Consider the following 25,879-nt stretch of genomic DNA (forward strand, 5'->3'; position numbering starts at 1 on the left):
TGCTCGCGATGACGGCGTTACATTCAACATCGATGCAAGCTGACCCACCGCCTTCGCGAGCAAGCTCGCTCCCACACTTGATCTGTGGTGGACGCCGCATCTGTGAACACCCCCATCCCCTGTGGGAGCGAGCTTGCTCGCGATGAGGCCGGCAGGCCATGCTCAAAACCGGCAGGCAAAAAAAACCGGCGCAACCCAGGTTGCGCCGGTGGTGTTGCCAGTGGCTGCGCGGATATTCGTGGGTCCGCACAAGCACTGTTGAACCCTTTGCCGGTTAAGCTCGTTCCAGCGCCAAGGCCACGCCCTGACCGCCGCCGATGCACAGCGTTGCGAGGCCTTTCTTGGCGTCGCGCTTGATCATTTCATGCAGCAGCGACACCAATACCCGGCAACCTGAAGCACCGATGGGGTGACCCAGGGCGATGGCGCCGCCATTGACGTTGACCTTGTCCATGTCCCATTTCAGCTCCCTCGCCACGGCCAGTGACTGGGCGGCGAAGGCTTCGTTGGCTTCGATCAGGTCCAGTTGCTCCAGCGACCAACCGGCCTTGTCCAGGCAGCGGCGGGTGGCCGAGACCGGGCCAATGCCCATGATGGCCGGGTCGACGCCAGCGTTGGCGTAGGCACTGATTTTCGCCAGTACCGGCAAGCCCAGCGCCTTGGCTTTCTCCGCGCTCATCAGCACGACCGCCGCAGCGCCGTCATTGAGCGACGAAGCATTGCCGGCGGTGACGCTGCCGTCCTTCTTGAAGGCGGGCTTGAGCTTGCCCAGGGATTCGGCGGTGGTGCCGTCCCGCGGCTGTTCATCGGTGGCGAATGCTACGGGATCACCCTTGCGCTGCGGAATCAGGATCGGCGTGATCTCATCGGCAAACCGACCGCCTTCGATGGCGGCCACGGCTTTCTGCTGGGACGCGGCGGCAAAGGCGTCCTGCTCTTCGCGGCTGATGCCGTACTTGTCCACCAGGTTCTCGGCAGTGATGCCCATGTGGTAGTCGTTGAAGGCATCCCACAGGCCATCGGTGATCATGCTGTCGATCATCTTCGCATGGCCCATGCGCAGGCCGGTGCGGGCGGCCGGCAGTACGTACGGGGCCAGGCTCATGTTCTCCATGCCGCCGGCGATGATGACCTCGGCATCGCCACAGCGAATCGCCTGGGCGCCCAGGTGCAAGGCCTTGAGCCCCGAACCACAGACCTTGTTCAGGGTCAGTGCCGGCACCGCGTGGGGCAGGCCGGCGAGGATCGACGCCTGGCGGGCCGGGTTTTGCCCGGAGCCCGCGGTCAGCACCTGGCCGAGGATCACTTCATCGACCTGCTCGCCGGACAGGCCGGTCTGTTCCAGCAGGCGACGAATCACCGCTGCACCGAGTTCCGGTGCGGGAATGGAGGCCAGCGAACCCTGGAAACTGCCAATGGCAGTACGGGTGGCGGCGACAATCACGACTTCTTGCATCGAATCTCTCCTCACTGGGCAGCAAACTGCATTTCAGGCACATGGTCCGGCACGATAAGTTTGCCGGCGGTCTTGGCGACGATTTCCTCGACGCTGACGCCCGGGGCCCGTTCTTTCAGGATGAAGGCGCCGTCCTGGATTTCCAGATAGGCCAGGTCGGTCAGCACCCGCTTGATGCAGCCGGCACCGGTCAGCGGCAGGCTGCAACGCGGCAGCAGCTTCGACTCGCCGTCCTTGGACGCGTGGGTCATGGTGACGATGATGTTTTCGGCACCGGCCACCAGGTCCATTGCACCGCCCATGCCCTTGACCAGCTTGCCAGGGATCATCCATGAAGCAATGTTGCCTTCGACGTCCACCTCGAACGCGCCGAGCACGGTCAGGTCGATGTGCCCGCCACGGATCATGGCAAACGATTCGGCCGAGGAGAAGATCGAGGCTCCGATGCGTGCGGTGACGGTCTGCTTGCCGGCGTTGATCATGTCGGCATCGACCTCGGCTTCGGTGGGGAACGCGCCCATGCCGAGCAGGCCGTTTTCCGACTGCAGCATGACTTCCATGCCTTCGGGGATGTAGTTGGCGACCAGGGTCGGAATGCCGATGCCCAGGTTCACGTAGTAGCCGTCCTGCATTTCGCGGGCGACGCGTTGAGCCATTTGTTCGCGGGAAAGTGCCATGTTGTTATTCCTTCATTCGGGCCGGAGGCAGGGGATCACTTACGCACGGTGCGCTGTTCGATGCGCTTCTCGAACGTGCCGCAAATGACCCGGTCGACGTAGATGCCAGGGGTGTGGATCTGTGTCGGGTCCAGCTCGCCGGGTTCGACGATTTCTTCGACTTCCACCACGGTGATCTTGCCGGCCGTGGCGGCCAGCGGGTTGAAGTTCTGGGCGGTGTGGCGATAGATCACGTTGCCGAAATGGTCGGCTTTCCAGCCTTTGACGATGGCGAAATCGCCGGTGATGGATTCTTCCATCAGGTACTGGCGGCCATGGAATTCACGCACTTCCTTGCCTTCGGCCACTGGCGTGCCGACGCCGGTGGCGGTGAAGAAGGCCGGGATGCCGGCGCCACCGGCGCGCATTTTTTCGGCGAGGGTGCCTTGGGGGGTAAGTACGACTTCGATTTCGCCACTTAGCAGTTGCTTCTCGAAGAGGGCGTTTTCACCCACATAAGAGGCCACCACCTTGCGGATCTGTCGGTCTTCGAGCAGCACGCCGAGGCCGAAACCGTCGACGCCGCAGTTGTTGGAGACCACCGTGAGATCGCGAATACCCTTGCGCTTGATCTCGGCGATCAGGTTTTCCGGAATGCCGCAGAGGCCGAAACCACCGGCGATGACGGTCATGCCGTCCTTCAAGCCTTCCAGCGCTTCTTCATAAGAACTCACGCGTTTGTCGAAACCTGCCATAGACACCTCTTTTATTCTTGATGGGGTCGCAATGAGATGCAGTGTTGCGCCAACTCATATATTTGTTAAGTTGATTTTTAGATTGGATTGATTGATAAAACTCAATAGTTATCCCTTCGACGCAACCGGACACAGAACGCCCATGACCCTTAAGCAAGTACGCGCCTTCCTCGCCGTGGCCCAGAGCCTGAGCTTCGCCGTGGCTTGCGAGCGATTGCACCTGTCCCAGTCGGCCCTGAGCCTGACCATCAAGGCTTTGGAAGAAGGCCTGGGTGGACGCTTGTTCAGTCGCAATACCCGCAACGTTGCACTGACACCTGAAGGTGAGTCCTTGTTGCCACTGGCCCGGCGGTTGGTTGCCGACTGGGACAACGCCGAGGATGAAATGCGCCAGCGCTTCACTTTGCAGCGCGGGCGTGTGACGTTGGCGGCGATGCCGTCATTTGCCGGCAACCTGCTGCCGCCGATCCTCAAGACCTTCCGCGCCCGCTATCCGAATGTCAACGTCACGGTCAACGACGTGATCAACGAACAGGTGCTGGAAATGGTGCGTGACCGACATGTCGAATTGGGTGTGGCATTCGAGCCGATGCAGGGTTCGTCCCTGACCTTCACCCCTTTGTATCTGGATCGCTTTGTTGCGGTGGTGCCGCTGGATTCACCGCTGGCCCAGTTGCGTGACATCCACTGGCAGACCTTGCTGGAACAGCCGTTTATTACCTTGCAACGGCCATCCACCGTGCGTGTGATGCTTGAAGAGCATTTGCAGGCCCGGGGCATGAAGCTGCCCGTGGAGTTTGAGAGCCATCAGCTGGCGACCGTCGGACGGATGGTCGCCAGCGGCTTGGGGGTGAGTGCAGTGCCAGCCCTGTGTGTGGGGCAGATGCATGAACTGGGCGCCCGTTGCATCACCTTGAGCGATCCGGTGATCGAACGGGCCATCGGTGTACTGACCAAGCCGGGGCATGAACTGTCGGCGGCGGCGCAGGCGTTGTTCGATACACTCAAGGAGCAGGACTTGGCCGCGCGTTAACCACCAATCCCCCTGCGCGAGCGAGCTTGCTCGCGATAGCGTCGGATCAGCAGCGTTGATATTGACTGACACACCGCCATCGCGAGCAAGCTCGCTCCCACAGGGAGGTGGGTGGTGTGACTAGAACGGGCGCTGTGTCAGCAATGGCAACAGCTGTTCACAAGGCGCCTCGAGCTTCAAATCCAGTAACTCATCAGCCCGGGTCTTGCCCCGGTTGATCGCCAGCAGCGGCTTGCCCTGGTCCTTGATCGCCCGGCACAAGCGAAACGCCGACCAGGCCATCAGCGACGAGCCCACCACCAGCAGGCCGTCCGCTTCCTCGACGGCCCGGGTGGCGCGCGCGGCGGTGCCGGCGGCGACGTTTTCGCCGAAAAAAACCACGTCGGGCTTCAGCCGCTCATTGTCGCAATGAGGGCATCGAGGCACCTGGAAGCGCGCCTCGAACGCCGGGTCCAACAGGGTGTCGCCGTCGGGCGCCTGCACTGCATCGACTCCGGCCAGGTAGGGATTCTGCGCTTCCATCAATAACTGGATCTGCTGCCGTTCGCTGCGCTGCTCACAATCCAGGCAGAGCACGCGGTGCAGGCTGCCATGGAGTTCGATCACGTCCTGGCTGCCGGCCTGGTCGTGCAATGTGTCGACGTTCTGGGTGATCAGGCCGCTGATGCGCTGTTCGGCCTGCAGCGTCGCCAAGGCCTCGTGGGCTGCATTCGGCCGCGCCTGTCGCACCCGTGGCCAGCCCAGCATGGCCCGCGCCCAATAGCGTCGCCGCGCCTCGGGTTTGGCGAGGAACTCCTGGTACATCATGGGTTGTCGACCGCGGCGCACACCGTCGCTGTCGCGGTAGTCGGGGATGCCCGATGGCGTGCTGATGCCGGCACCGGTGAGGACCAGGAAATGGCGCCCGGCCATGTATTCCACCAACTGATCGATCGGTTCACGGTGAAGATCGTCGGGCATGTGGGTGTCTCCGCTGGCCTGGAACCGTTGAGATTAGCACTGCGGTTGTGCAGGGAAAACGCGCTAACGCCTTTCGTCGCCCTGCGCGGTGGTTTCTTCAAACTTTCCCCGCTCCGGCGACATCCACTTCTATGTGCGGTACTTCAGAACCGTCGCGCTGCGATGCAGTGGCGACCACGGCTAAGGAGAAGGGAATGGCAACGCCAAAAGAGAACCTGTTGGACTGGCTCAACGATGCCCATGCCATGGAGCAGCAAGCGGAAAAAATGCTCAAGGCCCAGGCTGAACGTCTGGAGCATTATCCAGCGCTCAAGGCGCGGATCGAGGAGCACTTGCAGGAAACCCTCGGCCAGCAGAAGTTGGTGGAACAATGCATACAGCGTCTGGGTGGGAGTACCTCGACGCTCAAGGACCTGGCCGCCAAGCTCATGGCCTTCGGCCAGGCGGTCGGCGGCATGACGATGAGCGATGAAGTGGTCAAGGGCGCCATGAGTGGCTATGTGTTCGAGAATCTGGAAATCGCCTCCTACACCGTGCTGATCGAGGCAGCGAAAGTAGCCGGCGATGTGGAGACACAACGAGCCTGCGAACAGATCCTGCCGCAGGAAATCGCCATGGCCGAGTGGTTGCGCGAGCACCTGCCGCAGATCACCCAAGCGTTCCTCGAACGTTCGGCCAGTCCGCATACCGAGGCTAAGCGCTGAGTGTGAAAGAGCGTTCGCACGCTTGTTTGCGGACGCTTGTGGCGCTGCCGATAAAAGGAGAAGTATGAAGCGAACCACCGGTGAAGTACGAGCCATCAATCGACAGAGTTCGATGGTGGGCGTGTATGTGGACCAAGAGGATGGGCATACCGTGCTTGAGCTGAGTTCGGCCAATGACATCGATATTGGCGACGTCATCGCGTGGGACAGCGGCACCGCCTTGGGCACCCAGTCCTATCGCAACTTGACCAAGGGCTGGACCGCTGACGTGTATGTAGCGAACCACGGCGTGGCGGCGGCAAATCTGGAGGTTCAGTTGCTGGCGGGGTCTTCTTGAACGCACCGTCGATCCATTCAGGAGAAGGACATGAGCGAATTGAAGTGTGGCTGTCCCGAGTGTCATTGTGATGTAGATCCACAGCAGGTCTTCAATCACGACGGCGAGGCTTACTGCAGCCAGGCGTGTGCCGAGCAGCACCCCAACGGTGAGCCCTGTCCGGCACCAGGCTGCCATTGCGAGCGCAGTGGCAAAGTTGGTGAGCGCGATATCACCAACAGTCAACTGGATGATGCACTGGAGGAAACCTTTCCGGCGAGTGATCCGATTTCTCCTTGAGCATTGCGGCATTTTCGCTATCCGGGTCTCGGCGACAGGGTATCCGGACACCGCAAGCCGGTCAGTGTGGTGGTGCAGGACAACACCGGCAGCCCGCGCGTTTTGGCTTCCTGGGACGGCGCGGGGCCAGGGTGACGAGACCGGTGCAATAGGGTGCTGGCGGCGCCCGGCCTTTGGCGGACAGCGTGGAAAGACACGCACTGTTTTATTCGATTGCTTGCGCGCGCGTTATCGCAAGCGAAGCGGGACCGATAAATACGGAGTTTAAAATAATTTATTGCGTGCCAGTTACTGGATAGGCCGTGGTAATGGACGCGTGTTATTTAAAGTGTCTGAAAGAGTTTGACCGTTCGTCGCGCTTTAGCGGTTTTCGTTAAAACCTTATCCGCTGCAGCTTCTCCCAATAAGACGAACCAGCGAGGTTCGTTAATTTTAACTAACGAGGTGAATGAAATGGCTAACACAGGAAATAACAATCCTGGCAATTTCGCTAACGATCGTGAGAAGGCATCGGAAGCCGGAAAAAAAGGCGGCCAAGCGTCGGGTGGTAACTTCGCCAATAATCCAGAACGTGCATCCGAGGCCGGCCGTAAGGGTGGGCAAGCATCGGGCGGTAATTTCGCCAATGACCCCGGGCGTGCCGCAGAGGCTGGCCGCAAAGGCGGGCAAGCTTCGGGGGGCAATTTTGCCAAGGATCCGGAGCGCGCCTCCGAAGCCGGTCGCAAAGGGGGGCAAGCGTCCGGTGGCAACGTTGCCAACGACCGTGAGCAAGCTTCTGAGGCCACTCGCAAAGGCAGTGGAAACAGTCAGGGTGGCGGACGTAATTCATAATGTCCGGCTCGGCAGGCCCTGTGCCATTCGCATGGGGCCTGCCCCGACCTGATATAAATTACTTAATGCGCCACTCTTGTTTTTACGCTCAATAGTTTGCTTAGTTGTTAAATCGCACAGTGGTCAGTGTTTGATGAGGATTGCCGTGCCGCTCGTCTGTTGTATAGAAGATAGATTTTAATCCTTTAGCTTTTTCAGAAGTTATGGGCCTGCCGTCGGCAGTGTCCCCATTGGCTTGTGTCCTGATCGAGAGGTTTAATATGTTCCTGCATAACAAAAGATTGCAGTACACCGTACGTGTTGCTGAACCTAATCCTGGACTCGCCAACCTGCTGCTTGAGCAGTTTGGTGGTGCCCAGGGTGAATTGGCGGCGGCATCGCGTTACTTCACACAGGCGCTGTCCGAGGACGATCCAGGTCGCAAGGACTTGCTGATGGACATTGCCACCGAAGAGCTCAGTCATCTGGAGGTGATCGGTTCGATCATCGTGATGCTGAACAAGGGCGCCAAGGGCAAGATGGCCGAAGGCGTGGAGAAAGAGGGGCAGTTGTACCGGGACATCAACGGTGCGGGTAATGACTCGCACATCACCAGCCTCTTGTATGGCGCCGGCTCGCCGCTGACCAACTCCGCCGGTGTGCCCTGGACTGCCGCTTATGTCGACACCATCGGCGAACCAACGGCGGACATGCGCTCAAACATTGCTGCTGAGGCTCGGGCGAAAATCATCTATGAACGGTTGATGAACCTTACCGATGATCCCGGGGTAAAAGAAGCGCTGGGCTTTTTGATGACACGTGAAATCGCGCACCAGTTGTCGTTCGAAAAAGCCTTGCACTCGATCCAGCCCAATTTCCCTCAAGGCAAATTGCCGGGCATGCCGGAATTCAGTCATGTGTATTTCAACATGTCCCAGGGCGAACCTAGCGTGCGCGGTCCGTGGAACCAGGGTGACGACTGGGAGTTCGTGGAAAACCCAACGCCAGCGGTGGATGGTGGCGATGGACTGGCCAGCGTTCAGTTGAGTAAAAAAGACGAAGCGCTGTTGATGGACATGAAGGCGCGGACGATGTCTAACCCCGAAAGCGACCCCACCACAGGCGCCGACTTGGGTTCAGGGATGCAAGGTGACAAACTGTAGGAAACCGGCGAGGGGGCTCGGCTCCCTCGCCTGAGGATTCTGTTCGATCGTTCAACCAGTAAGGACTCTCAATGGACCAGCCCACCTCCCGGATCCGATCGCCCTGGCGTACCTGGCTGGATCCTGTGCAAAACAATCTAGTGCTAGGGGTGAGCTTCTGGCTGGGGTTGGCGGTGATTGCCGCGTTGTTGCTCTACAGCGGCTACAACGCTCTGGTGGGCGCTGACCGGCAAAACCTGGGTTATGCGGTGCTGGGCGGCACGTCCGGCTTCGCCGCCACCGCGCTGGGTGCCGTGATGGCGGTGGTGTTGCGGGACATCTCGTCCCGCACCCAGGACATCATGCTGGGGTTCGCCGCGGGCATGATGCTCGCTGCCAGTTCCTTCTCACTGATTTTGCCGGGGATCGAAGCGGCACAGGTCATTTGTGGCAATCAGTTGCTTGCTGCGTTTGTCGTCGTGGTGGGACTGGGTCTGGGTGTCGCCTTGATGATCGGCCTCGACCGTTTCGTCCCCCACGAACACGAGTTGAGTGGCCGGCGCGGTCCGCAAGTCGAACGCATCAATCGTGTCTGGTTGTTCGTACTCGCCATCACCTTGCATAACTTGCCAGAGGGTATGGCCATCGGCGTCAGTTTTGCCGACGGCGATTTCAAGGTCGGCCTGCCCCTGACCACCGCCATTGCCATCCAGGACATTCCCGAAGGCCTCGCCATTGCCATGGCGCTGCGGGTCACCGGCATCAGCACCTTGCGTGCCGCGCTGATTGCCGTGGGTTCTGGGCTGATGGAACCGCTGGGGTCGGTGATCGGCCTGGGCATGTCTTCGGGTGTGGCCGTGGCCTATCCCATCAGCCTGGGCCTGGCAGCCGGGGCGATGATCTTCGTGGTGTCCCACGAAGTGATTCCCGAAACCCACCGCAACGGCCATGAAACACCGGCTACCTTGGGGTTGATGATGGGGTTTGCGGTGATGATGTTTCTCGACACGGCGTTGGGGTGAGGGCCCGCTGAAACCGAGCGCGTGGTTTCAGCCGGTTTTGCCGGTACCGTCGTAAAACATGAACCAGGCTCCTGCCAGTGTCGCCAGCCAGGCCAGCACAATCAATGCCGCCGCTATCTTGTTCACCGGGCGCTGGCCATCGTTCTCCTGCCATTGCCGGGCCTTGGCTTCACATTCTGCCAGCGCTGCAGACGGCATCAGGCGAATAGCCAACCAAATCCCCGCGGGCAGCAAAATCACATCATCCAGATAGCCCAGCACCGGAATGAAATCCGGGATCAGGTCAATGGGGCTCAGGGCATACGCCACCACGATAATGGCGATCCCTTTGGGTAACCAGGGCGTCTGCGGATGGCGATAGCAGAACCACAGCGTCATGGTCTGGCGTTTCAGGGTCCTGGCCCATTGGCGAAGACGTTCGAGGAGTGCGGTCATCAAAACCTGCAAGGGGTTGGGATAGGCAAGGGTAACCGCAAACTGCGAAGACAATGTACCTCGCATGTGGCGATGGGATTCTTCAGAAACGTCGCACGGAAAACCGCTCAAGCCATTCTGGCGCGGTGCAGGCCAAGCACGCGTTGTTCGTAAGGTATCTGAGCGACGCAGATCCTTGTGGGGGGCGAGCTTGCTCGCTCCCACATGAGTTTTGTGTGTTTGCTCTAAGCCCCTGTTTCTCGCGGCCTATACTCAACCTCGTGGGTGACTTGAACCCGGGGTGGCGCGATCGTGCTGCGTTCGCTGATGTTGGCCGTTTTGCTCGTTCTGGCGGGGTGCGCCACGTCACAGCGCGGTCAACAGGCCGCCACGGTGGTGATTTCCCAGGACACTTGGCGGCAGGTTGACCAGCAGATCATCGCGGCGTCGAAAAGCGCCCTCGAACAGGCCGGACTCTATGCCCGCGGGTCGATGGAGCATTGGCGGGCGCTGGTGTACGAACGCACCGAGGCCCAATTCATTCCCTGGTTCAGCAGCTACTGGACCCAGGAGTGGTTGGCGATGAAGGTCAGCTGGTATTCCGCCAGTGCCAAGGGCGATGAGGACTCCTCGGCCAAGCGCCTGGCGGTTTACCTGCAAGAACAGTATCGCGAGCAGGTGTTGGAGCCGGTGGCGGTGGAGATCGATCCCGAGGCGATCAGGGCCAGCGCGACGAGTTATTACCTGCGGCTGCTCAGTCAGCAGGTCGAGGTGATCGCCCAGCGCCATCAAATCCCGACCGAGTTGATGAACCGGCGCTTGTACGGCATTCCTGCCATCACCCTGGGGCCGCCGGCGGCGCGCAACGCTTCGTTGTATGAGATGGTCCATACCGAACCGCTGAATGCACTGCCGGCCTATGCCGCGCTGATTGACCACGTCAATAAGGCCGCCGCCACCGGTTCGGGCCCATCGGACGCGGTGATCGCCACGGTGGCACAACGCACCAGTGAAAAAATCGAAGCGCAGTTCGCCACGCGAGGCGCGGCTGGTGCGGCCGCTGCCGTGGCCGGAAAGGCAGTGGGGGCGATGATTTCGGTGGGCGTGGCGGGTATTCGCGCCATGATCCACGAAGGTGAGCGGCCGGAAATGGAAGCGCAGATCCGCAAAAGCCTGAGCGCCGCGTTCGACGAGGCCTGGTTCAAGTCGCTCAAGCATCCCCTCAGCGGGGTGATGGCACCGGTGTACTACCTGGATGAGGAAATCGAAGGCAACCTGGTGGAGGCGGACCTGGCTAATCGGGCGGTGATGCTGCCGGACCTCAAGCCGTGACGGAGTGGACTCATTCTCCGAGTGTGACGCGGCAACCCTTGCGATGGCGAATCTGTTCATCCGTGGGACGTTCTTTTACGAATTCGAAGCGCGGCTCACCTTCGCTGTAAATCACCAGCCAGCCCCATTCCAACTCATTTTCATCCTGCCCGGGCTTGGGCGGCGAGGCCCACCAGGGTTCTTTTTGCATGATCTGGCGCATTGTGTACCTCCTGCCGATTGATCCTTTGAACTATAGACCGCTCGATTTTGTGAGATGCGCCTGTGAAACCTTTTGAGGTTCATAGGGCAAACACATCTTGTGGCGAGGGGATTTGTGCAGTTTGATGCAGCAGTGTGCTCTGAGGCCGTCCATTAGCGTCTAGCGTCTGTATCCCCGCACTCGAACGGGGAATGACTGGACCCCGCGCATATGCAAGCACTGTTGAACGAGATCCTCGATGCGGTTCGCCCCCTGATCGGTCAGGGCAAGGTAGCCGACTACATTCCGGCCCTGGGCACCGTGGCGCCCAATCAGCTGGGCATTGCCGTGTATGGCAATGACGGCGAGATGTATTGTGCCGGTGACGCCGACACGGCGTTTTCGGTGCAGAGTATTTCCAAGGTGTTCAGCCTGGTGCAGGCCATCGGGCATTCCGGCGAAGCGATCTGGGAACGCTTGGGGCACGAGCCGTCCGGCCAGCCTTTCAATTCCCTGGTACAGCTGGAATTCGAACGCGGTCGGCCACGCAACCCGTTCATCAACGCCGGCGCCTTGGTTATCTGCGATATCAACCAGTCGCGTTTCGCCGCTCCAGCCTTGTCGATGCGCGATTTCGTACGGCGCTTGTCGGGCAACCCGCAAGTGATGGTGGACGGCAAGGTCGCCGAGTCGGAATACCAGCACCGCGCCCGCAACGCCGCGATGGCCTACTTGATGCAGTCTTTTGGCAACTTCCATAACGACGTGGAAGCGGTGCTGCGCAGCTATTTCAGCCATTGCGCCCTGCGCATGAGCTGCATCGACCTGGCCCGGGCGTTCTGCTTCCTGGCCAACGACGGGTTCTGCAAGCACAGCGGCGAACAGATCCTCACTGCCCGACAGACCCAGCAGGTCAACTCCATCATGGCCACCAGCGGGCTGTATGACGAGGCCGGCAATTTCGCTTATCGCGTCGGCTTGCCTGGCAAGAGCGGTGTGGGCGGTGGGATTGTCGCCGTGGTGCCAGGGCGGTTCACGGTGTGCGTCTGGTCGCCTGAACTCAACGTCGCCGGCAACTCCCTGGCCGGCATGGCAGCGCTGGAATTGATGAGCCAGCGGATCGGCTGGTCGGTTTTCTAGATACAACAAAAAGGGCCCGTTCCTGGTTGAGGAACGGGCCCTTTTTATTTAAGTGCAATCAGCAGAAGCGGTCGATGACCTGCACTTGCGAAGTGTTTTGCATCGACTGCCAGGCCTGGGTCAGCGTTTGCAGCACGCGACCGATGAAGTCTTTGTCGGCGGCGGCCTTCTTGCCAACGTAGCCCTGGCCACGGCGGTACATCTTCAGCCGGGCACACAGCTCTTGCGTGTTCTTTTCGAACTCGTCTTCACCGGCAAAAGGTGACAGGCAGTCCATATGCACCTGGCCATTCTTGCTGATCCACAGGATATGGCTGTCGAGAGTGTCTTTGTGTGCTGCGAATATGCGAGCCAGTTCATCAATAGATGGTTGATTATTCAGATTCATGTGTAAGCCCCTTGACCATTTGGTTGATCTGTCTGGTGGTTCGCAAAAACTTCGCTTCTCGGTAAGTGCCACCTGGTACCGAAACCAGGCCGTCAGCGTTCGTCCGTCGAACTTCGACGGGGTCGTGCCTCGGTTGTGTAGTGTTATCGAAGGGCTGCTACGCAAATGCGCTACAACGAAGAGAAACAGCGAAGAATCTTCAGCCAGTGTCAACTTTCGAGGGTCGACCACGTGCGTCATGAGGATCTTCGCCGACGTTTCTCGTCCTTGTTACCGGACGGTCATGCCAGGTCAGCACCTTCAATCTGCCTTGTGGGCAGTCCCTTATCCAAAAAACAGCTCGGCGGTCAGACGAGCTTGCTCAAACAGTTGCCTGTACTCCCGATCGGGGAGACGTCTGCATCATGCAAGGGCAAATCGGAGGCGTCAACGGTTTTGTAGTGATTATTTTTGGTCACTACATATTGTCGGACAAAACGGTTTGGGTATGAGGATTTCCAGTCAGACCTCATCAGTGTGGGAGCGAGCTTGCTCGCGATAGCGGTAGATCAGCCAACAGATAATTGACTGACATGCCGCTATCGCGAGCAAGCTCGCTCCCACAGGAGGAATCAGGGTGGGCCTGATTTTTGTTCAGGTCGCCTTGGCTTTGCTCGCCTTGCGCGGTGCGCCGCCAGCCTTGCGCTTGGCCGGCTTGCGCTTGTTCTTCCACGGTGTGGCGCCGCGCCCGGCGGGGCTGGCCGGGCCGTTGATGGTCAGGCTCATGCCCTGGCAGCGAGCGATGTGTTTGCTCATCCACGCGGCTTGTCGGGTGACGAATTCTTCCAGGCTCATCTCACCGCTTTGCACCATGTCCAGCGCCTGCTCCCAGATTGCGGTGGTGCCGGGATCGGCGATGGCCCGGGGCACGGCATCGATCAGGCTGAAGGCTGCCGGGGTCGCAGACAGGGCCTTGCCGTTTTTCACCAGGTAACCGCGGTCGAGCAGCCCCTGGATGATCGAGGCCCGGGTCGCTTCGGTGCCGATACCGGTGGTGTCCTTGAGTTTTTGCTTGAGCAGCGGATCCTCCACCAGTTTGGCGACGTTCTTCATCGCCTTGATCAGGTCGCCCTCGGTGAACGGCTTGGGCGGCTGGGTCCACAGGTCTTTGAGTTTCACCTCGTCCACGGCGCAATCGCGCCCCTCGGCCAGCGCCGGCAGGGTTTGCGGCACCGGTGCTTCTCGGCCCCGAGCGGGGGCCAGCGCTTCGGGCAGGGCGCGTTTCCAGCCGGGTTCGACGATCTGCTTGCCCACCGCGCGCAACGCCTGTCCGGCACAGTCGAAGTCGGCCTGGGTCCGGTCGTATTCGTGGTTGGGCAGGAATTGCGCCAGGTAGCGCGCGCGAATGAGCGTATAGACGGCTCGTTGCTTGCTGGCGAGCTTGTCGAGGTTCTTTGCGGCGGCGGTGGGGATGATGCCGTGGTGGGCGCTGACCTTGGCGTCGTTCCAGGCCCGGGATTTACGTTGTGGCTGCAGGTGCTCGCGCAGCGGCGCCAGGCCCGGGTCGGCCTGGGCGAGGGCGGCGAGGATGGCCGGGGCTTCGCTGTGTTGGCTCAAGGGCAGGAAGCCGCAATCGCTGCGAGGGTAGGTGATGAGCTTGTAGGTCTCGTAGAGCGACTGGGCAATGTCCAGGGTTTCCTGGGCACCGAGGCCGAGCTTCTTCGAACAGACTTCCTGCAATGTGCCCAGGTCGAAAGGTAATGGCGCCGCTTCGCGCAGGCGCTCGGTGCGCACTTTCATCACCCGGGCGGTGGCGGCATTGCCCATGGCTTGGGCGGCCTCCTGGGCGAGGGCCTGGTTCAAGCAACGTTCCTGGTCGTCGCAAGCATCCGGATCGGCGCGCCACTGAGCGAGAAAGGCGGTGCCTTCATGGCTGAGCTGCACGTCGATGGCCCAATAGGCGACCGGCACGAAGTCGGCGATGCTGCGGTCGCGATCCACCACCAGCCGCAGCGTCGGGGTCTGCACGCGGCCCACCGGCAGCACGCCCTGGTAGCCGGACTGGCGCCCCAGCAGGGTAAACAGGCGACTCATGTTCATGCCGATCAACCAGTCGGCCCGGGAACGGCCCAAGGCTGAATGATACAGGTTGAAGGTTTCGGCCCCCGGCTTGAGGGTGGCGAGGGCCTTGCGGATTGACGCTTCGTCCAGGGCCGACAGCCATAGCCGCCGGATCGGCCCGCGATAGCGGCAATGTTCCACCAGCTCCCGAGCGATCATTTCGCCTTCACGGTCGGCGTCGGTGGCGATTACCAGCTCTTTCGCTTCCCCCAGCAAGCGCTTGACCGCTTTGTATTGGCTGGCGGTTTTCGGCTTGACGGTCATTTTCCATTGCGCAGGAACGATGGGCAGGTCGGCCAACACCCAGCGCTTGTAGCGCGCATCGTAGGCGTCCGGTGGAGCGGTTTCCAACAGATGACCTATGCACCAGGTGACCGTGACGTTCGCGCCCAGCCAGCAACCGTCGCCACGACGCGTGGCGCCGAGCACGGCGGCGATGTCCTTGGCCTGGGACGGCTTTTCACACAGGTACAGCTGCATAGCACCCTATTCCTAAGCAGATTGCGTGGGGCTGTAGCATGGTCATGGATGCGTGCCGGGGCAAGTTTTATCTGTATGGATATACAGATAAAAGCGTTGCTCTGCGTTGCAATGGAGTGTCTGGCGCAACGTTCGGCGGTGTATTTGCACGCAGAATGAATTTTCTCGCCAGGGTATCGCTCATAACTTGCAGAGCGGCTGATACCGCAAAGAACGTTTATGGGGTCAAGGAGAGTCACTTACATGAATTCGATGCCAAAGGGCAACGGACAGGCGACCGCACGTTTGATTCTCGTTGTTGAAGATGATCAGACCATTCTGGAATTCCTGTGCGAGATCCTGCAGGACGAAGGGTTTGTCGTAGAGCCTCGGGAGAGCGCCGACGAGGCACTGAAGTTTCTTGAGAATAACGCTCGCGATGTAGATCTGCTGCTCACTGATATCACCATGCCAGGGATGCTGAACGGTGCGGACCTGGCCAACGTCACCGGAGATCGTTGGCCGCAGATACCGTTGTTGATCATGTCCGGTTTCGAGACGCCGGAAAGCGCGGGGATCAAGCACCACGCTTCGTTCATCGCCAAGCCCTGGGCGCTGGGGCAGATGTTGGACCTGGTGGAAAGCACGGTGAAAAATCACTCTGTGCACTGAGCAATGATGGGGGGCTGGCCAGTCCCGCGCATGTTTGGGTTGCAAGCAGCGATGCGCTCCATGACAATGCGATTCATTATCAGTCGCGAATTATTCCATTGCCATGCCCGCCAATGATCTGTCCTTACGCAGTGCTGTCGACGTTCTGTACAGTGATCATCACAGTTGGCTCCAGGGCTGGCTGCGCAAGCGCTTGGGCAACACCTTCGATGCCGCGGACCTGACCCAGGATACTTTCGTGCGCGTCATCAAGGCTCGCTCCGCATTGGATATTCGTGAGCCGCGACCGTATCTGTCGATGATCGCCAAGGGGCTGTTGATCGACCTGTTTCGCCGCCGTTCGCTGGAACAATCCTACCTGGAAGCCTTGGCCGCCATGCCGCAGGAGCAGCACCCGTCGCTGGAAGAGCAGGCCATCCTGCTTCAGGCCCTGATGGAGATCGATCGCTTGCTCCTGGGGCTGGGGCCGCGAGTCAGGCAGGCGTTCATCCTGTCGCAGTTCGATGGCCTGACCTACCCGCAAATTGCCGAGCGCCTGGGCGTCAGCGTACGTACGGTCAATAACCACATGGCCAAGGCCATGGAGCATTGCTGCCTGATGCAGATCCAATTGCAACTTTCATGAACCTGCCAGCCGAAGAGTTGCAAGCCATCCGTGTGGCGGCGCAGTGGTACGCCAGGCTTCATTCCGGCATCACGACCGACGCGGATCGGGCCGGGTGGAATGCCTGGCTGACTGCAAGCCCGTTGCATAGCCAGGCTTGGCAAAGAATGATGGCGGTGGCCGAACAGATGGCGAGTGTGCCGGGTGCCCTGGCGGCACCGACCTTGAGCGAACGCCACAATCGATCTCGTCGCCAGGTATTGCGCAGCGCGTTATTGCTGACGTCCGCCAGCGGCCTGGGTTGGTTGGGCTGGCGCAGCCAGACTACACAGAACCTGCTTTGCGATTACCGCACCGCAGTGGGCGAGCGCCGCGAGTTTCAGCTGGTGGACGGCAGCACCGTGCTGCTCAATACCGACACCTCGGTCAACGTTCGTTTCGATGGGCGCCAGCGGCTACTGGAGCTGTTGTGGGGGGAGATCATCGTCACCACGGCGGTCGATCCCTTGCAGCGGCCTTTCAAGGTCATCACCGGTCATGTCGAGGTACTTGCACTGGGCACGCGTTTTATCGTTCGTGGCCAGGCGCAGGGCGGCGAGGTGGCGGTGCTTGAAAAAGCGGTCGAGGTCAGTTTGCCGGCGATTGGCTCAAGGATGCGGGTCGAAGCCGGCCAGCGCCTGGATTTCAATGATCGGTCGCTGGGTACGCTGCGCGGCAACGATGTGTCGGTCGGTGCCTGGCAGAAGGGCAGTATCATCGCCATTGACCGTCCTCTGGCGGCGCTGCTGGATGAACTCTCGCGTTACCGCAACGGCGTGCTGCGTTGTGATCCGGCCATTGCCGACTTGAAGGTTTCCGGCGTGTTTCCCGTCGACAACACGGATCTCGCCCTGGCGGCGCTGGAGAGTGGCTTTTCGTTGCGCGTGACCCGCTACAGCCGATTCTGGGTCCGGGTATCGAGCAGCGCTCAGCGCTGAGACACACATAAAGAATTCTTGCCCTGCACTTTTTATCCCCATCGTTCGGCTCTTCCTCAGTGAGTTTTTATCGACCGTTTTTGGGGAGGGGAAGCATGTCTTGGATGAGCGTGCCAGGTCATCTGGTGTCTGCAGTGAAAATCGGCTTGTTGGTCGTCACGACCGCCAGCGTCGGGGTCGTGAATGCCAGCCCGATTCCAGGGCCCTCGGCGCAGCAGCGTTCGGTGCAGGCTTACGATATCGGGGCCGGTAGCCTGGTGGATGTCCTGACCCGGTTCTCCAGCACCGCCGGTGTCGCCATTTCGTTTGATACCCGGCAACTCCAGGGTCTGCAATCGCCCGGCCTGAGAGGTTCGTTCGGTGTAGGTGATGGGTTTGCCCGCATTCTTGGCGGTAGCGGCCTGCAAGCCGAGCTCCAGGCCAACGGCGCCTACGTGCTTCGCCCCGTGCCCGCCAACGGTTCGGTCATGGAGCTTGGGGTGACCACCATCGACGCGCCGATGCTCGGAGCGACCACCGAGAACAGTGGCTCCTATACGACGGGTGCGGTCACCATCGGCAAGGGCGAGCATTCCCTGCGCGAAACGCCGCAATCGGTGACGGTGATCACCCGCAAAATGCTCGATGACCAGAACCTGAATACCATCGATCAAGTGATGGAAAAGACGCCCGGCATTACCGTCTACGACTCGACTATGGGCGGCAAATATTTCTATTCCCGTGGGTTCCGGATGTCCGGCCAGTATCAATACGACGGTGTTCCGCTGGACATGGGCAACAGCTATGTCCAGGCCGACAGTTTCAGCAGCGACATGGCCTATTACGACCGGGTCGAAGTCCTGCGCGGTGCCGCCGGGATGATGAAGGGGTCGGGCGGTACCTCTGGCGGCGTCAATTTCGTCCGCAAGCGCGGCCAGGCCACGGCCCAGACCGAACTCAGCCTGTCGGGCGGCACTTGGGACAACTACCGTGGGCAGGTCGATACCGGTGGCCCGCTGAATGACTCCGGCACACTGCGGGGCAGGGCGGTGATTGCCGAGCAGAGCCGGCATTATTTCTACGACGATGCCCGGCGCAAGGACCAGATCTATTACGGTGCCCTGGACTTCGACCTGACGCCCGACACCACCCTCGGCCTGGGCCTGGCCTATGAGGATGTCGATGCGAGTCCTTGCTGGGGCGGGCTGCCGCGCTACAAGGATGGCAGCGACCTGAAACTCAGTCGTTCCACTTGCCTGGATCCGTCGTGGAATACCTGGCGCAGCCAGCGGACCACAGTGTTCAGCGATCTCAAGCACCAGCTCAATGACGACTGGGCCGTGAAGGTGGCCGGTGTCTATACGAAAAACACCCAGGACATCAAATATGCGTTTTCATCGGGCTCGGTGACGCCGGGCACCTCGACCACCAACGTGCTGGGCAGCATGTACGACTATGACCAGGTCGATTACGGCCTCGACGCCTACCTGGATGGCAAGTTCGAAGGCTTTGGGCAGCAGCATGAATTGACCGTCGGCTTCAACGCCAGTCGTTCGGACAAGGATGATTTTTTCTCGGTCGCCTTCCTGCCGCAGAAGCAGAACGTATTCGATCCGGATCGACATATTCCAGAACCCGACGACAGTTACTTCATCGAGAATTCAACGCGCGGAGGCCCGGTGAAAACCGTCACCCGGCAACAAGGCCTGTATTCGACGCTGCGCCTGAAACTGGCGGACCCCTTGACCTTTGTCGTGGGCAGCCGGGTGAGCTGGTACAACTCCAAGACCGACTCGGTGTTCCTCACCGGCGGTTCGGAACACGCCAAGAGCACGGAGACCGGTCAGGTCACCCCGTTTGCCGCCGTGTTGCTGGACCTCAACGAACACCTGACGGCCTACGCCAGCTACTCGGACATTTTCACGCCCCAAGGCAACTACCGCTCCGAAAGCGGGTCGGCACTCAAGCCTCTGGTGGGTGAAAGCTATGAGCTGGGGATCAAGGGCGAGTGGTTCGAGGGACGCCTGAACAGCGCCTTCAACCTGTTCCGCACGCTGCAGAAAGACCAGGCCCAGACCGACTACACCTCAAGCTGTGCGTCCTCGGACGGTTACTGCTATGAGAACGCTGGCAAGGTACGCGCCCAGGGCTTCGAAGCCGAGATCAGCGGTGAAGTCATCGAGCGCCTGCAGTTGCTTGCCGGCTACACCTACACCCAGACCAAGACCCTGGATGACATTGACACCAGCCTCAACGGCGGCTCGTTCAACAGCTACGTGCCGCGTCATGTGTTGCGCCTGTGGGGCGATTACGCCTTGGGTGGGGCGTTCGAACGGTTCAGCGTCGGCGCCGGGGTCAATGCCCAAAGCGACAATTTCCGGGTGTCGCCGACTAGCGGCGAAAAGATCACCCAGGCCGGTTATGCCGTGTGGAACGCTCGCGTCGGCTACCGCATCGATGACACCTGGTCGTTGGCCCTCAATGGCAACAACCTGTTCGACAAGCGCTACTACACCACCATCGGCACCGAGAGTTTCGGTAACTATTACGGTGAGCCGCGCAACTTAACCATGAGCATGAAGGCGCGCTTCTGATCCGCTGGCGAGGGAGCAAGCGCCCTCGCCACGGTTTGCCCTCAGTTTTTATCCAGGTCCACGTTCCGGGTTTCCCGCAGGCAGATCATGCCCACCACCAGGCTTACCCCGGTAATCACCACCGGGTACCACAGCCCATAGAAAATGTCCCCGGTGTAGACCACCAGGGCAAACGACACGGTGGGCAGGAAGCCGCCGAACCAGCCGTTGCCGATGTGGTAGGGCAGGGACATGGAGGTGTAGCGGATCCGCGTCGGGAACAACTCGACCATCAACGCCGCCAGCGGCCCGTAGCACATCGCTGAGATGATGATCAGCGCCACGATCAGCGCAACAATCATCGGCCGGTTGATCTGCTGGGCGTCGGCCTTTTGCGGGTAGCCTGCCAGGGTCACCGCGCCGCGCAGGGCGGCTTCGTCATAGCCTTCGAGTTTCACGTCACCGACGCTGACCTGCACATCGCTGCCCGCTGGGGCCGCGACGCTGCTGTAGGGCAGGCCTTGCTTGACCAGGAAGGTCTTGACCTTGTCGCAAGGGCTGTCGAAACGCGCCTTGCCCACCGGGTCGAACTGGAAGGTGCAGGTGGCCGGGTCGGCGAGCACGGTGATCGGCGCCTGGCGGCTCGCCTGGTCGATGGCCGGGTTGGCATAGTGGGCCAGGGTCTTGAAGATCGGGAAGTACAGCGCCGTGGCCAGCAGCAGGCCGATCATCAGCACCGGTTTGCGCCCGACCTTGTCCGACAGCCAGCCGAAAAAGATGAAGAACGGAGCACCGATCACCACGCTGACAATCAGCAGGCTGTTGGCCAGGGCCGGGTCCATCTTCAGGAACTGAGTGAGGAAAAACAGCACGTAGAACTGCGCGGCGTAGAAGGTCACCGCCTGCCCGGCGTTGATGCTGAACAGGGCGATCAGCACCACTTTCAGGTTTTCCCATTTGCCGAAGGATTCGCGGATCGGCGCTTTGCAGCACTTGCCTTCTTCTTTCATTTTCACGAAGGCCGGCGATTCGTGCAGGCTCAGGCGAATCCAGGTGGATATGCCCAACAGCAGGATCGACAACAGGAACGGAATGCGCCAGCCCCAGACTTCGAACTGATCGCCGGTGAAGTAGCGGCAGCCCAGCACCACCAACAGCGAGAGCAACAGCCCCAGAGTGGCGGTGGACTGAATCCAGCTGGTATGGAAGCCGCGCTTGCCCATTGGCGCGTGCTCGGCGACGTAGGTCGCCGCGCCGCCGTACTCACCGCCCAGGGCCAGGCCCTGGAGCATGCGCAGCAGCACCAGGATGATCGGCGCGGCGATGCCGATGCTGGCGTAGTTGGGCAGCAGGCCGACGCAGAATGTCGCCAGGCCCATGAGGACGATGGTCGCCAGGAAGGTGTATTTGCGCCCGATCATGTCCCCCAGCCGACCGAACACCAGCGCACCGAACGGCCGCACGATGAAGCCGGCGGCGAACGCCATCAGGGCGAAGATGAACGCCGTGGTGTCGTTGACCCCGGCGAAGAACTGCTTGCTGATCACCGCCGCCAGGGCGCCGTAGAGGAAAAAGTCGTACCACTCGAACACCGTCCCCAGGGACGAGGCGAAGATGACTTTCTGGGTTTCCTGGCTGGTGCCGGCGCTGCGTATGGCTTCCAGGGGCTGAACATGTTCAGACATAGCGGTATCCCTCACAGTGATTGTTTTTGTTGTTCCACTGTCGACGCCGGGGTGGCGTCTCCTGCTTTGATGCTTTCCTTCTGCTCACATATTTTCCCTGTGGGAGCGAGCTTGCTCGCGATAGCGGTCTGCCTGTCACACATGTGTTGAATGTGCTGCCGTCATCGCGAGCAAGCTCGCTCCCACAGGGGGACTTACTTGTTCTTCAGACCGTGGCAGCCTCCTTCTGGATCGTGGTACTCCTGGTGTCCTGTTCAAGCATCAGCTGCGCCGCCTTCTCGGCAATCATCAGCGTCGGCGAGCAGGTGTTGCCCGAGGTGATGCGCGGCATGATCGAGGCGTCGGCGATGCGCAGGCCCTTGACACCATGGACGCGCAATTGCGTATCCACCACCGCATCGCCGTCCTGGCCCATGCGGCAGGTGCCCACCGGGTGGAAAATCGTTGTGCCGATGCGGGCGGCGGCCTGGTGCAGTTCTTCTTCGGTTTGCAGGCTGGGGCCCGGCAGGTATTCCACCGGTTTGAAGGCGCTCAGGGCCGGGGACGCGACGATGCGTCGGGTCAGGCGAATGGCGTCGGCGGCGACCCGCAGGTCTTCGGGATGACTCAGGTAATTGGGCTGGATCAGCGGCGCTTCGTGCGGGTCGGCTGAGCGGATATCCACTCGGCCACGGCTTTGCGGACGCAGGTCGCAGACCGACGCGGTGAACGCCGGGAAGCTGTGCAGCGGTTCGCCAAAGCGCTCCAGGGACAATGGTTGCACGTGGTATTCGAGGTTGGCCGAGGTCTGTTCCGGCCCTGATCGAGCAAATGCGCCGAGTTGGCTGGGGGCCATGGACAGCGGGCCGCTGCGGTCGTACAGGTAGCGCAGGCCCATGCCCATCTTGCCCCACAAGGAGCCTGCGATCTGGTTCAGGGTCCGGGCGTTTTCCAACTGGTAGATCAGCCGCAGCTGGAGGTGATCCTGCAAGTTGCCGCCCACGCCGGGCAGTTCATGCACTACGCCAATGCCCAGGCGCTGCAGCAGGCTGCGCGGGCCGATCCCGGAGCGCTGCAGGATCCCCGGCGAGCCAACGGCTCCGGCACACAATACGATTTCCTTGCGGGCCTTGAAGGTCATGCCCTTGCCTTGCCAGCGGGCGCTGACAGCGTGGGCCCGGTCATCACGCAACAACACACGGTCGACTTCGACGTCGGTCAATACCGTGAGGTTGGGGCGCTGGCGAATCGGTTTGAGAAAGGCCTTGGCCGCGTTCCAGCGTACCCCGGCTTTCTGATTGACTTGGAAGTAGCCGCAGCCCTCATTGTCGCCGCTGTTGAAGTCATCGACGTTGGGAATGCCGCTCTGCTCGGCGGCGCTGCGAAATGCATCGAGAATCGGCCATGACAGGCGCTGGCGTTCGACCCGCCATTCTCCGCCGGCACCGTGGAATTCGGACGCTCCGGCAAAGTGATTTTCGCTCTGGCGAAACAGCGGCAGGACGTCCTTCCAGGCCCAGCCAGGATTGCCCTCGGCGGCCCAGCCATCGTAATCCGCAGCCTGGCCGCGCATGTAGATCATGCCGTTGATCGAGGAGCAGCCGCCCAACACCTTGCCCCGTGGGTAACTCAGGGCGCGCCCTTGCAGGCCTGGTTGTACTTCGGTCTTGAAGCACCAGTCGGTGCGTGGGTTGCCGATGCAGAACAGGTAGCCGACTGGGATGTGAATCCACGGGTAGTTATCGCGCCCGCCGGCTTCGAGCAGCAGCACCCGGTGTTGCGGGTTGGCCGAAAGCCGGTTGGCCAGCAGGCACCCAGCAGGGCCGGCGCCCACGATCACGTAATCGTATTCATCGACGACAGGTTGCATTCGCGACCTCATTTTTGTTTTTGTGGGATCCATCCTAGTTGTTAGTTTTCGTCAAAAGAATGTTAGTTTTTGCGCAGCGGCTGTGCGTTTTTAAACAATCATGCCTTCAGGCGTGTTCAAGGATGGTCCATGTTCGATTGGAATGACCTGCGCTATTTTCTCGAACTGCAACGCAGTGGCCGTTTGCTGACGGCTGCACGACGCCTCAACACCACCCATGCCACAGTGGCGCGGCACATCGAATCCATCGAAAAGAGCCTGGGCACCGCACTGTTCGTCCAGCACGCCCAGGGGTATGAACTGACCCCGGCGGGTGAAACGTTGCTCAAGCACGCCGAAGCCATGGAGAACGTGGCGTTGCTGGCCCAGGAGGACATCACCCAGTCCAGCGCACCGCTGGGCAAGATTCGCCTGGGAGTGACCGAAGGGTTGGGCATCATGTTCCTGGCCAGCCGCATGGACGGGCTGTTCCAACGTTATCCGGGGCTGGAGGTGGAACTGGTGGCGGTGCCGCGATTTGTCAGCATCCTCAACCGTGAAGCGGAAATCAGCATCCACCTCGAACGTCCGGCGGCCGACCTGCTGGTGACCCGCAAGCTCACCGACTACAGTCTGGCGCTGTATGCCAGCCAGGCCTATCTGGACCGTTCGCCAGCGCTACGCAGCCGCGAGGACCTGGCCCGCCACGCCTGGATCGGCTACGTCGATGACCTGCTGTTCAGCCAGGAACTGATGTTCCTCAACAGCTTTTGCCGCAACCCTCGCGTGGTGTTCCACAGCACCAGCGTCATCGCCCAGCAACAGGCCGCGCGTTCGGGGCTGGGCATCGCCGTGCTGCCTTGCTACATGGCCAGCGGTGACCCGGCGCTGGTGCCCTTGCTGCCGGATGAAACCATCCGCCGCAGCTACTGGATCAGCACCCGCCGCGAATTGCACAAGTCTGTGCGACTGCGGGTGTTGTGGGATTACGTGGTGCAGTTGTGCGAGCGCGAGCAAGGGTTGCTGCTTCCTTAGTAGCGCTACCGAATTCACTGTCGGCCCAACCCTTGCGGTGAGCAAGGATTGTCGGTGGGCTATGAGTCTGTGAGCTGACTGGTGGTGCTTGTCAGAAAAAACCGACAGGAGTACAAATGTACTCCATGACGACTCTCACCCCACGCCGTGCCGCCATCCTGTCCTTCATCCGCGAACGCATCGCCGACCAGGGCCAGCCTCCCAGCCTCGCTGAAATCAGCGAGGCGTTCGGTTTTGCCTCGCGCAGCGTGGCGCGCAAGCATGTGTTGGCGCTGACCGAAGCCGGGTTTATCGAAGTCAATCCGCATCAGGCCCGGGGTATCCGCTTGTTGAACCAGCCTCCGCGTCCCGAACTGCTGGACGTGCCGGTGCTGGGGCGGGTGGCCGCTGGCCTGCCGATTGGTGCCGACGCCGAGGTTCACAGCCGCTTGATGCTGGACCCGGCAATGTTCACCAAGGCGCCGGATTACCTGCTGCGGGTCCAGGGCGACTCGATGATCGAGGACGGTATTCTCGATGGTGATCTGGTGGGGGTGCAGCGCACGCCTCAGGCCTCCAACGGCCAGATCGTCGTGGCGCGCCTGGACGGGGAAGTCACCATCAAGCGCTTCGAGCGAATTGGCGAGCGTGTACGTTTGCTGCCACGCAATCCGGCCTATCAACCGATCATCGTCGAAGCCGATCAGGACCTGGCGATAGAAGGGGTGTTCTGCGGCCTGTTGAGGCAAGGCTGATGGGCGCCGTCGTTGCATTGGACACGCTGTTCAACGGCGGCCAGGTCTGGAAGGGCCGGCCTGCGCCGCCAGCCGCCAGCCCGCAACCCACCGGCCATGCTGCACTGGACGCTGCGTTGCCCAGCGGTGGTTGGCCGGAAGCGGCGTTGACGGAATTGCTCATCGCCGCGCCCGGCATAGGCGAATTGCAACTGGTGTGGCCGACCCTGGCACGACTGTCGGCGGCAGGGGAACGAATCGTGCTGGTGGCGCCACCGTTCGTGCCTTATCCCCAGGCCTGGCAGAGCGCCGGGGTCGATCTGAGCCAGTTGTCAGTGATCCGTGCCGATGAGCGCGATGCCTTGTGGGCCACCGAACAATGCCTGCGTTCGGGCAGTTGTGGCGCGGTGCTGTGCTGGCCTCGCCAGGCGGACGACCGGGCCTTGCGCCGCCTGCAAGTGGCTGCGGAAACCGGCCAGACCCTGGCGTTCGCCTGGCGCTCGATCCAGGAAGCTATCAATCCGTCACCTGCGGCCCTGCGCATCGCCATCGATACCCGGCCGGCGCAATTGCGTGTGCTCAAGTGCCGGGGCGGGCTGGCCCGTTCGGCACCGATCGCTTTTTCCCCACAGACAGGGCATTGAG

At 60.9% G+C, this 25,879-nt stretch carries 25 protein-coding genes and 2 pseudogenes; 17 read left to right on the forward strand and 10 right to left on the reverse strand.

Translation table 11 applies throughout. The features are described 5' to 3' along the window. Positions 1-274: 274 nt before the first annotated feature. The 3 genes from SGN16_RS10290 to SGN16_RS10300 are packed head-to-tail and all read right to left on the reverse strand — an operon-like array spanning position 275 to position 2,867. Entirely contained in the window at positions 275-1,456 is a 1,182-nt protein-coding gene (locus SGN16_RS10290; protein ID WP_335943937.1) for an acetyl-CoA C-acetyltransferase, read from the reverse strand. Between the two features lie 11 nt (positions 1,457-1,467). Further along, positions 1,468-2,133 carry a CoA transferase subunit B gene (locus tag SGN16_RS10295; protein WP_003180355.1) on the reverse strand — a complete coding sequence of 222 codons (666 nt, stop codon included), beginning with the start codon at positions 2,131-2,133 and terminating at the stop codon, positions 1,468-1,470. 35 nt (positions 2,134-2,168) lie between these two features. After that, positions 2,169-2,867, reverse strand: a complete 699-nt coding sequence (locus SGN16_RS10300; protein ID WP_003200117.1) for a CoA transferase subunit A — start codon at positions 2,865-2,867, stop codon at positions 2,169-2,171. Between the two features lie 142 nt (positions 2,868-3,009). Between SGN16_RS10300 and SGN16_RS10305 the strand changes: the two genes are divergently transcribed. Continuing rightward, on the forward strand, positions 3,010-3,900 hold the full coding sequence (locus SGN16_RS10305) for a LysR family transcriptional regulator (protein ID WP_210643825.1): 891 nt from the start codon (positions 3,010-3,012) through the stop codon (positions 3,898-3,900). A gap of 120 nt (positions 3,901-4,020) precedes the next feature. Here the strand turns inward: SGN16_RS10305 and SGN16_RS10310 are convergent, their stop codons facing one another. Further along, positions 4,021-4,860 carry an NAD-dependent protein deacetylase gene (locus SGN16_RS10310; RefSeq protein ID WP_335943938.1) on the reverse strand — a complete coding sequence of 280 codons (840 nt, stop codon included), beginning with the start codon at positions 4,858-4,860 and terminating at the stop codon, positions 4,021-4,023. Positions 4,861-5,054: 194 nt separating this feature from the next. On the opposite strand from SGN16_RS10310, the gene SGN16_RS10315 reads away from it, so the two are divergent. The 7 genes and pseudogenes from SGN16_RS10315 to SGN16_RS10345 all read left to right on the forward strand — a co-directional run bounded on the left by SGN16_RS10315 (position 5,055) and on the right by SGN16_RS10345 (position 9,154). Next, positions 5,055-5,564, forward strand: a complete 510-nt coding sequence (locus tag SGN16_RS10315; protein ID WP_210643827.1) for a DUF892 family protein — start codon at positions 5,055-5,057, stop codon at positions 5,562-5,564. Between the two features lie 64 nt (positions 5,565-5,628). Further along, positions 5,629-5,901 carry a hypothetical protein gene (locus SGN16_RS10320; protein WP_210643828.1) on the forward strand — a complete coding sequence of 91 codons (273 nt, stop codon included), beginning with the start codon at positions 5,629-5,631 and terminating at the stop codon, positions 5,899-5,901. A gap of 30 nt (positions 5,902-5,931) precedes the next feature. After that, a complete protein-coding gene (locus SGN16_RS10325; protein ID WP_210643829.1) occupies positions 5,932-6,180 on the forward strand; it encodes a metallothionein in 249 nt (82 codons plus the stop codon). A 453-nt stretch (positions 6,181-6,633) separates the two neighbouring features. After that, positions 6,634-6,864 (forward strand): annotated as a pseudogene (locus SGN16_RS10330) (general stress protein); the annotation flags it as partial. A gap of 2 nt (positions 6,865-6,866) precedes the next feature. Then, positions 6,867-7,011: pseudogene (locus tag SGN16_RS10335) on the forward strand (general stress protein); the annotation flags it as partial. 260 nt (positions 7,012-7,271) lie between these two features. Then, positions 7,272-8,153 carry a manganese catalase family protein gene (locus SGN16_RS10340; RefSeq protein WP_210643830.1) on the forward strand — a complete coding sequence of 294 codons (882 nt, stop codon included), beginning with the start codon at positions 7,272-7,274 and terminating at the stop codon, positions 8,151-8,153. Between the two features lie 71 nt (positions 8,154-8,224). Next, a complete protein-coding gene (locus SGN16_RS10345) occupies positions 8,225-9,154 on the forward strand; it encodes a ZIP family metal transporter (RefSeq protein ID WP_210643831.1) in 930 nt (309 codons plus the stop codon). A gap of 27 nt (positions 9,155-9,181) precedes the next feature. Here the strand turns inward: SGN16_RS10345 and SGN16_RS10350 are convergent, their stop codons facing one another. After that, positions 9,182-9,589 (reverse strand): YkvA family protein, encoded by a 408-nt coding sequence (locus SGN16_RS10350; protein ID WP_335944283.1) that lies wholly within the window; start codon positions 9,587-9,589, stop codon positions 9,182-9,184. A gap of 291 nt (positions 9,590-9,880) precedes the next feature. Here SGN16_RS10350 and SGN16_RS10355 point away from each other — a divergent pair, with 291 nt between their 5' ends. Then, positions 9,881-10,900 (forward strand): hypothetical protein, encoded by a 1,020-nt coding sequence (locus SGN16_RS10355; protein WP_210643832.1) that lies wholly within the window; start codon positions 9,881-9,883, stop codon positions 10,898-10,900. 10 nt (positions 10,901-10,910) lie between these two features. Here the strand turns inward: SGN16_RS10355 and SGN16_RS10360 are convergent, their stop codons facing one another. Beyond that, positions 10,911-11,102: a hypothetical protein gene (locus tag SGN16_RS10360; RefSeq protein WP_210643833.1), complete on the reverse strand. Its 192-nt coding sequence runs from the start codon at positions 11,100-11,102 to the stop codon at positions 10,911-10,913. 210 nt (positions 11,103-11,312) lie between these two features. On the opposite strand from SGN16_RS10360, the gene glsB reads away from it, so the two are divergent. Beyond that, positions 11,313-12,221, forward strand: coding sequence for a glutaminase B (glsB, locus tag SGN16_RS10365; protein WP_210643834.1), 909 nt, complete (start codon positions 11,313-11,315; stop codon positions 12,219-12,221). 58 nt (positions 12,222-12,279) lie between these two features. Here glsB and SGN16_RS10370 read toward each other — a convergent pair whose 3' ends face one another. Then, positions 12,280-12,609, reverse strand: a complete 330-nt coding sequence (locus tag SGN16_RS10370) for a hypothetical protein (RefSeq protein WP_210643835.1) — start codon at positions 12,607-12,609, stop codon at positions 12,280-12,282. Positions 12,610-13,242: 633 nt separating this feature from the next. Further along, entirely contained in the window at positions 13,243-15,189 is a 1,947-nt protein-coding gene (locus tag SGN16_RS10375) for a DNA topoisomerase III (RefSeq protein WP_210643836.1), read from the reverse strand. A gap of 243 nt (positions 15,190-15,432) precedes the next feature. Between SGN16_RS10375 and SGN16_RS10380 the strand changes: the two genes are divergently transcribed. The 4 genes from SGN16_RS10380 to SGN16_RS10395 all read left to right on the forward strand — a co-directional run bounded on the left by SGN16_RS10380 (position 15,433) and on the right by SGN16_RS10395 (position 19,994). Beyond that, on the forward strand, positions 15,433-15,840 hold the full coding sequence (locus SGN16_RS10380; protein ID WP_210643837.1) for a response regulator: 408 nt from the start codon (positions 15,433-15,435) through the stop codon (positions 15,838-15,840). Between the two features lie 103 nt (positions 15,841-15,943). Then, positions 15,944-16,465, forward strand: a complete 522-nt coding sequence (locus tag SGN16_RS10385; protein WP_210643838.1) for a sigma-70 family RNA polymerase sigma factor — start codon at positions 15,944-15,946, stop codon at positions 16,463-16,465. After that, positions 16,462-17,421, forward strand: coding sequence for a FecR domain-containing protein (locus SGN16_RS10390; protein WP_335943939.1), 960 nt, complete (start codon positions 16,462-16,464; stop codon positions 17,419-17,421). Before SGN16_RS10385 ends, SGN16_RS10390 begins: the two co-directional genes overlap by 4 nt. Positions 17,422-17,516: 95 nt before the next feature. Then, positions 17,517-19,994, forward strand: coding sequence for a TonB-dependent siderophore receptor (locus SGN16_RS10395; protein ID WP_335943940.1), 2,478 nt, complete (start codon positions 17,517-17,519; stop codon positions 19,992-19,994). Positions 19,995-20,035: 41 nt separating this feature from the next. Here SGN16_RS10395 and SGN16_RS10400 read toward each other — a convergent pair whose 3' ends face one another. Next, positions 20,036-21,658 carry an MFS transporter gene (locus SGN16_RS10400; protein ID WP_210643841.1) on the reverse strand — a complete coding sequence of 541 codons (1,623 nt, stop codon included), beginning with the start codon at positions 21,656-21,658 and terminating at the stop codon, positions 20,036-20,038. 205 nt (positions 21,659-21,863) lie between these two features. Beyond that, positions 21,864-23,507: a GMC family oxidoreductase N-terminal domain-containing protein gene (locus tag SGN16_RS10405; protein WP_335943941.1), complete on the reverse strand. Its 1,644-nt coding sequence runs from the start codon at positions 23,505-23,507 to the stop codon at positions 21,864-21,866. Positions 23,508-23,636: 129 nt separating this feature from the next. Here SGN16_RS10405 and SGN16_RS10410 point away from each other — a divergent pair, with 129 nt between their 5' ends. The 3 genes from SGN16_RS10410 (at position 23,637) to imuA (ending at position 25,878) form a co-directional block, all read left to right on the forward strand. Beyond that, positions 23,637-24,521 carry a LysR family transcriptional regulator gene (locus tag SGN16_RS10410; protein ID WP_335943942.1) on the forward strand — a complete coding sequence of 295 codons (885 nt, stop codon included), beginning with the start codon at positions 23,637-23,639 and terminating at the stop codon, positions 24,519-24,521. 116 nt (positions 24,522-24,637) lie between these two features. Continuing rightward, complete coding sequence (gene lexA / locus SGN16_RS10415; protein WP_210643845.1) at positions 24,638-25,255, forward strand: transcriptional repressor LexA; 618 nt, start codon at positions 24,638-24,640, stop codon at positions 25,253-25,255. Beyond that, positions 25,255-25,878, forward strand: coding sequence for a translesion DNA synthesis-associated protein ImuA (gene imuA, locus SGN16_RS10420; protein WP_210643847.1), 624 nt, complete (start codon positions 25,255-25,257; stop codon positions 25,876-25,878). Before lexA ends, imuA begins: the two co-directional genes overlap by 1 nt. Position 25,879: the final 1 nt, after the last annotated feature.

The sequence above is a fragment of the Pseudomonas sp. G166 genome, from assembly GCF_037027455.2.
Taxonomy (GTDB): Bacteria; Pseudomonadota; Gammaproteobacteria; order Pseudomonadales; family Pseudomonadaceae; genus Aquipseudomonas.

Excerpts from the sequence above, each read along its gene's own strand:
- SGN16_RS10290 (WP_335943937.1), bottom strand. The coding sequence starts at position 1,456 with ATGCAAGAAGTCGTGATTGTCGCCGCCACCCGTACTGCCATTGGCAGT.
- SGN16_RS10295 (WP_003180355.1), bottom strand. The coding sequence starts at position 2,133 with ATGGCACTTTCCCGCGAACAAATGGCTCAACGCGTCGCCCGCGAAATG.
- SGN16_RS10300 (WP_003200117.1), bottom strand. The coding sequence starts at position 2,867 with ATGGCAGGTTTCGACAAACGCGTGAGTTCTTATGAAGAAGCGCTGGAA.
- SGN16_RS10305 (WP_210643825.1), top strand. The coding sequence starts at position 3,010 with ATGACCCTTAAGCAAGTACGCGCCTTCCTCGCCGTGGCCCAGAGCCTG.
- SGN16_RS10310 (WP_335943938.1), bottom strand. The coding sequence starts at position 4,860 with ATGCCCGACGATCTTCACCGTGAACCGATCGATCAGTTGGTGGAATAC.
- SGN16_RS10315 (WP_210643827.1), top strand. The coding sequence starts at position 5,055 with ATGGCAACGCCAAAAGAGAACCTGTTGGACTGGCTCAACGATGCCCAT.
- SGN16_RS10320 (WP_210643828.1), top strand. The coding sequence starts at position 5,629 with ATGAAGCGAACCACCGGTGAAGTACGAGCCATCAATCGACAGAGTTCG.
- SGN16_RS10325 (WP_210643829.1), top strand. The coding sequence starts at position 5,932 with ATGAGCGAATTGAAGTGTGGCTGTCCCGAGTGTCATTGTGATGTAGAT.
- SGN16_RS10340 (WP_210643830.1), top strand. The coding sequence starts at position 7,272 with ATGTTCCTGCATAACAAAAGATTGCAGTACACCGTACGTGTTGCTGAA.
- SGN16_RS10345 (WP_210643831.1), top strand. The coding sequence starts at position 8,225 with ATGGACCAGCCCACCTCCCGGATCCGATCGCCCTGGCGTACCTGGCTG.
- SGN16_RS10350 (WP_335944283.1), bottom strand. The coding sequence starts at position 9,589 with ATGACCGCACTCCTCGAACGTCTTCGCCAATGGGCCAGGACCCTGAAA.
- SGN16_RS10360 (WP_210643833.1), bottom strand. The coding sequence starts at position 11,102 with ATGCGCCAGATCATGCAAAAAGAACCCTGGTGGGCCTCGCCGCCCAAG.
- glsB (WP_210643834.1), top strand. The coding sequence starts at position 11,313 with ATGCAAGCACTGTTGAACGAGATCCTCGATGCGGTTCGCCCCCTGATC.
- SGN16_RS10370 (WP_210643835.1), bottom strand. The coding sequence starts at position 12,609 with ATGAATCTGAATAATCAACCATCTATTGATGAACTGGCTCGCATATTC.
- SGN16_RS10375 (WP_210643836.1), bottom strand. The coding sequence starts at position 15,189 with ATGCAGCTGTACCTGTGTGAAAAGCCGTCCCAGGCCAAGGACATCGCC.
- SGN16_RS10380 (WP_210643837.1), top strand. The coding sequence starts at position 15,433 with ATGAATTCGATGCCAAAGGGCAACGGACAGGCGACCGCACGTTTGATT.
- SGN16_RS10385 (WP_210643838.1), top strand. The coding sequence starts at position 15,944 with ATGCCCGCCAATGATCTGTCCTTACGCAGTGCTGTCGACGTTCTGTAC.
- SGN16_RS10390 (WP_335943939.1), top strand. The coding sequence starts at position 16,462 with ATGAACCTGCCAGCCGAAGAGTTGCAAGCCATCCGTGTGGCGGCGCAG.
- SGN16_RS10395 (WP_335943940.1), top strand. The coding sequence starts at position 17,517 with ATGTCTTGGATGAGCGTGCCAGGTCATCTGGTGTCTGCAGTGAAAATC.
- SGN16_RS10400 (WP_210643841.1), bottom strand. The coding sequence starts at position 21,658 with ATGTCTGAACATGTTCAGCCCCTGGAAGCCATACGCAGCGCCGGCACC.
- SGN16_RS10405 (WP_335943941.1), bottom strand. The coding sequence starts at position 23,507 with ATGCAACCTGTCGTCGATGAATACGATTACGTGATCGTGGGCGCCGGC.
- SGN16_RS10410 (WP_335943942.1), top strand. The coding sequence starts at position 23,637 with ATGTTCGATTGGAATGACCTGCGCTATTTTCTCGAACTGCAACGCAGT.
- lexA (WP_210643845.1), top strand. The coding sequence starts at position 24,638 with ATGTACTCCATGACGACTCTCACCCCACGCCGTGCCGCCATCCTGTCC.
- imuA (WP_210643847.1), top strand. The coding sequence starts at position 25,255 with ATGGGCGCCGTCGTTGCATTGGACACGCTGTTCAACGGCGGCCAGGTC.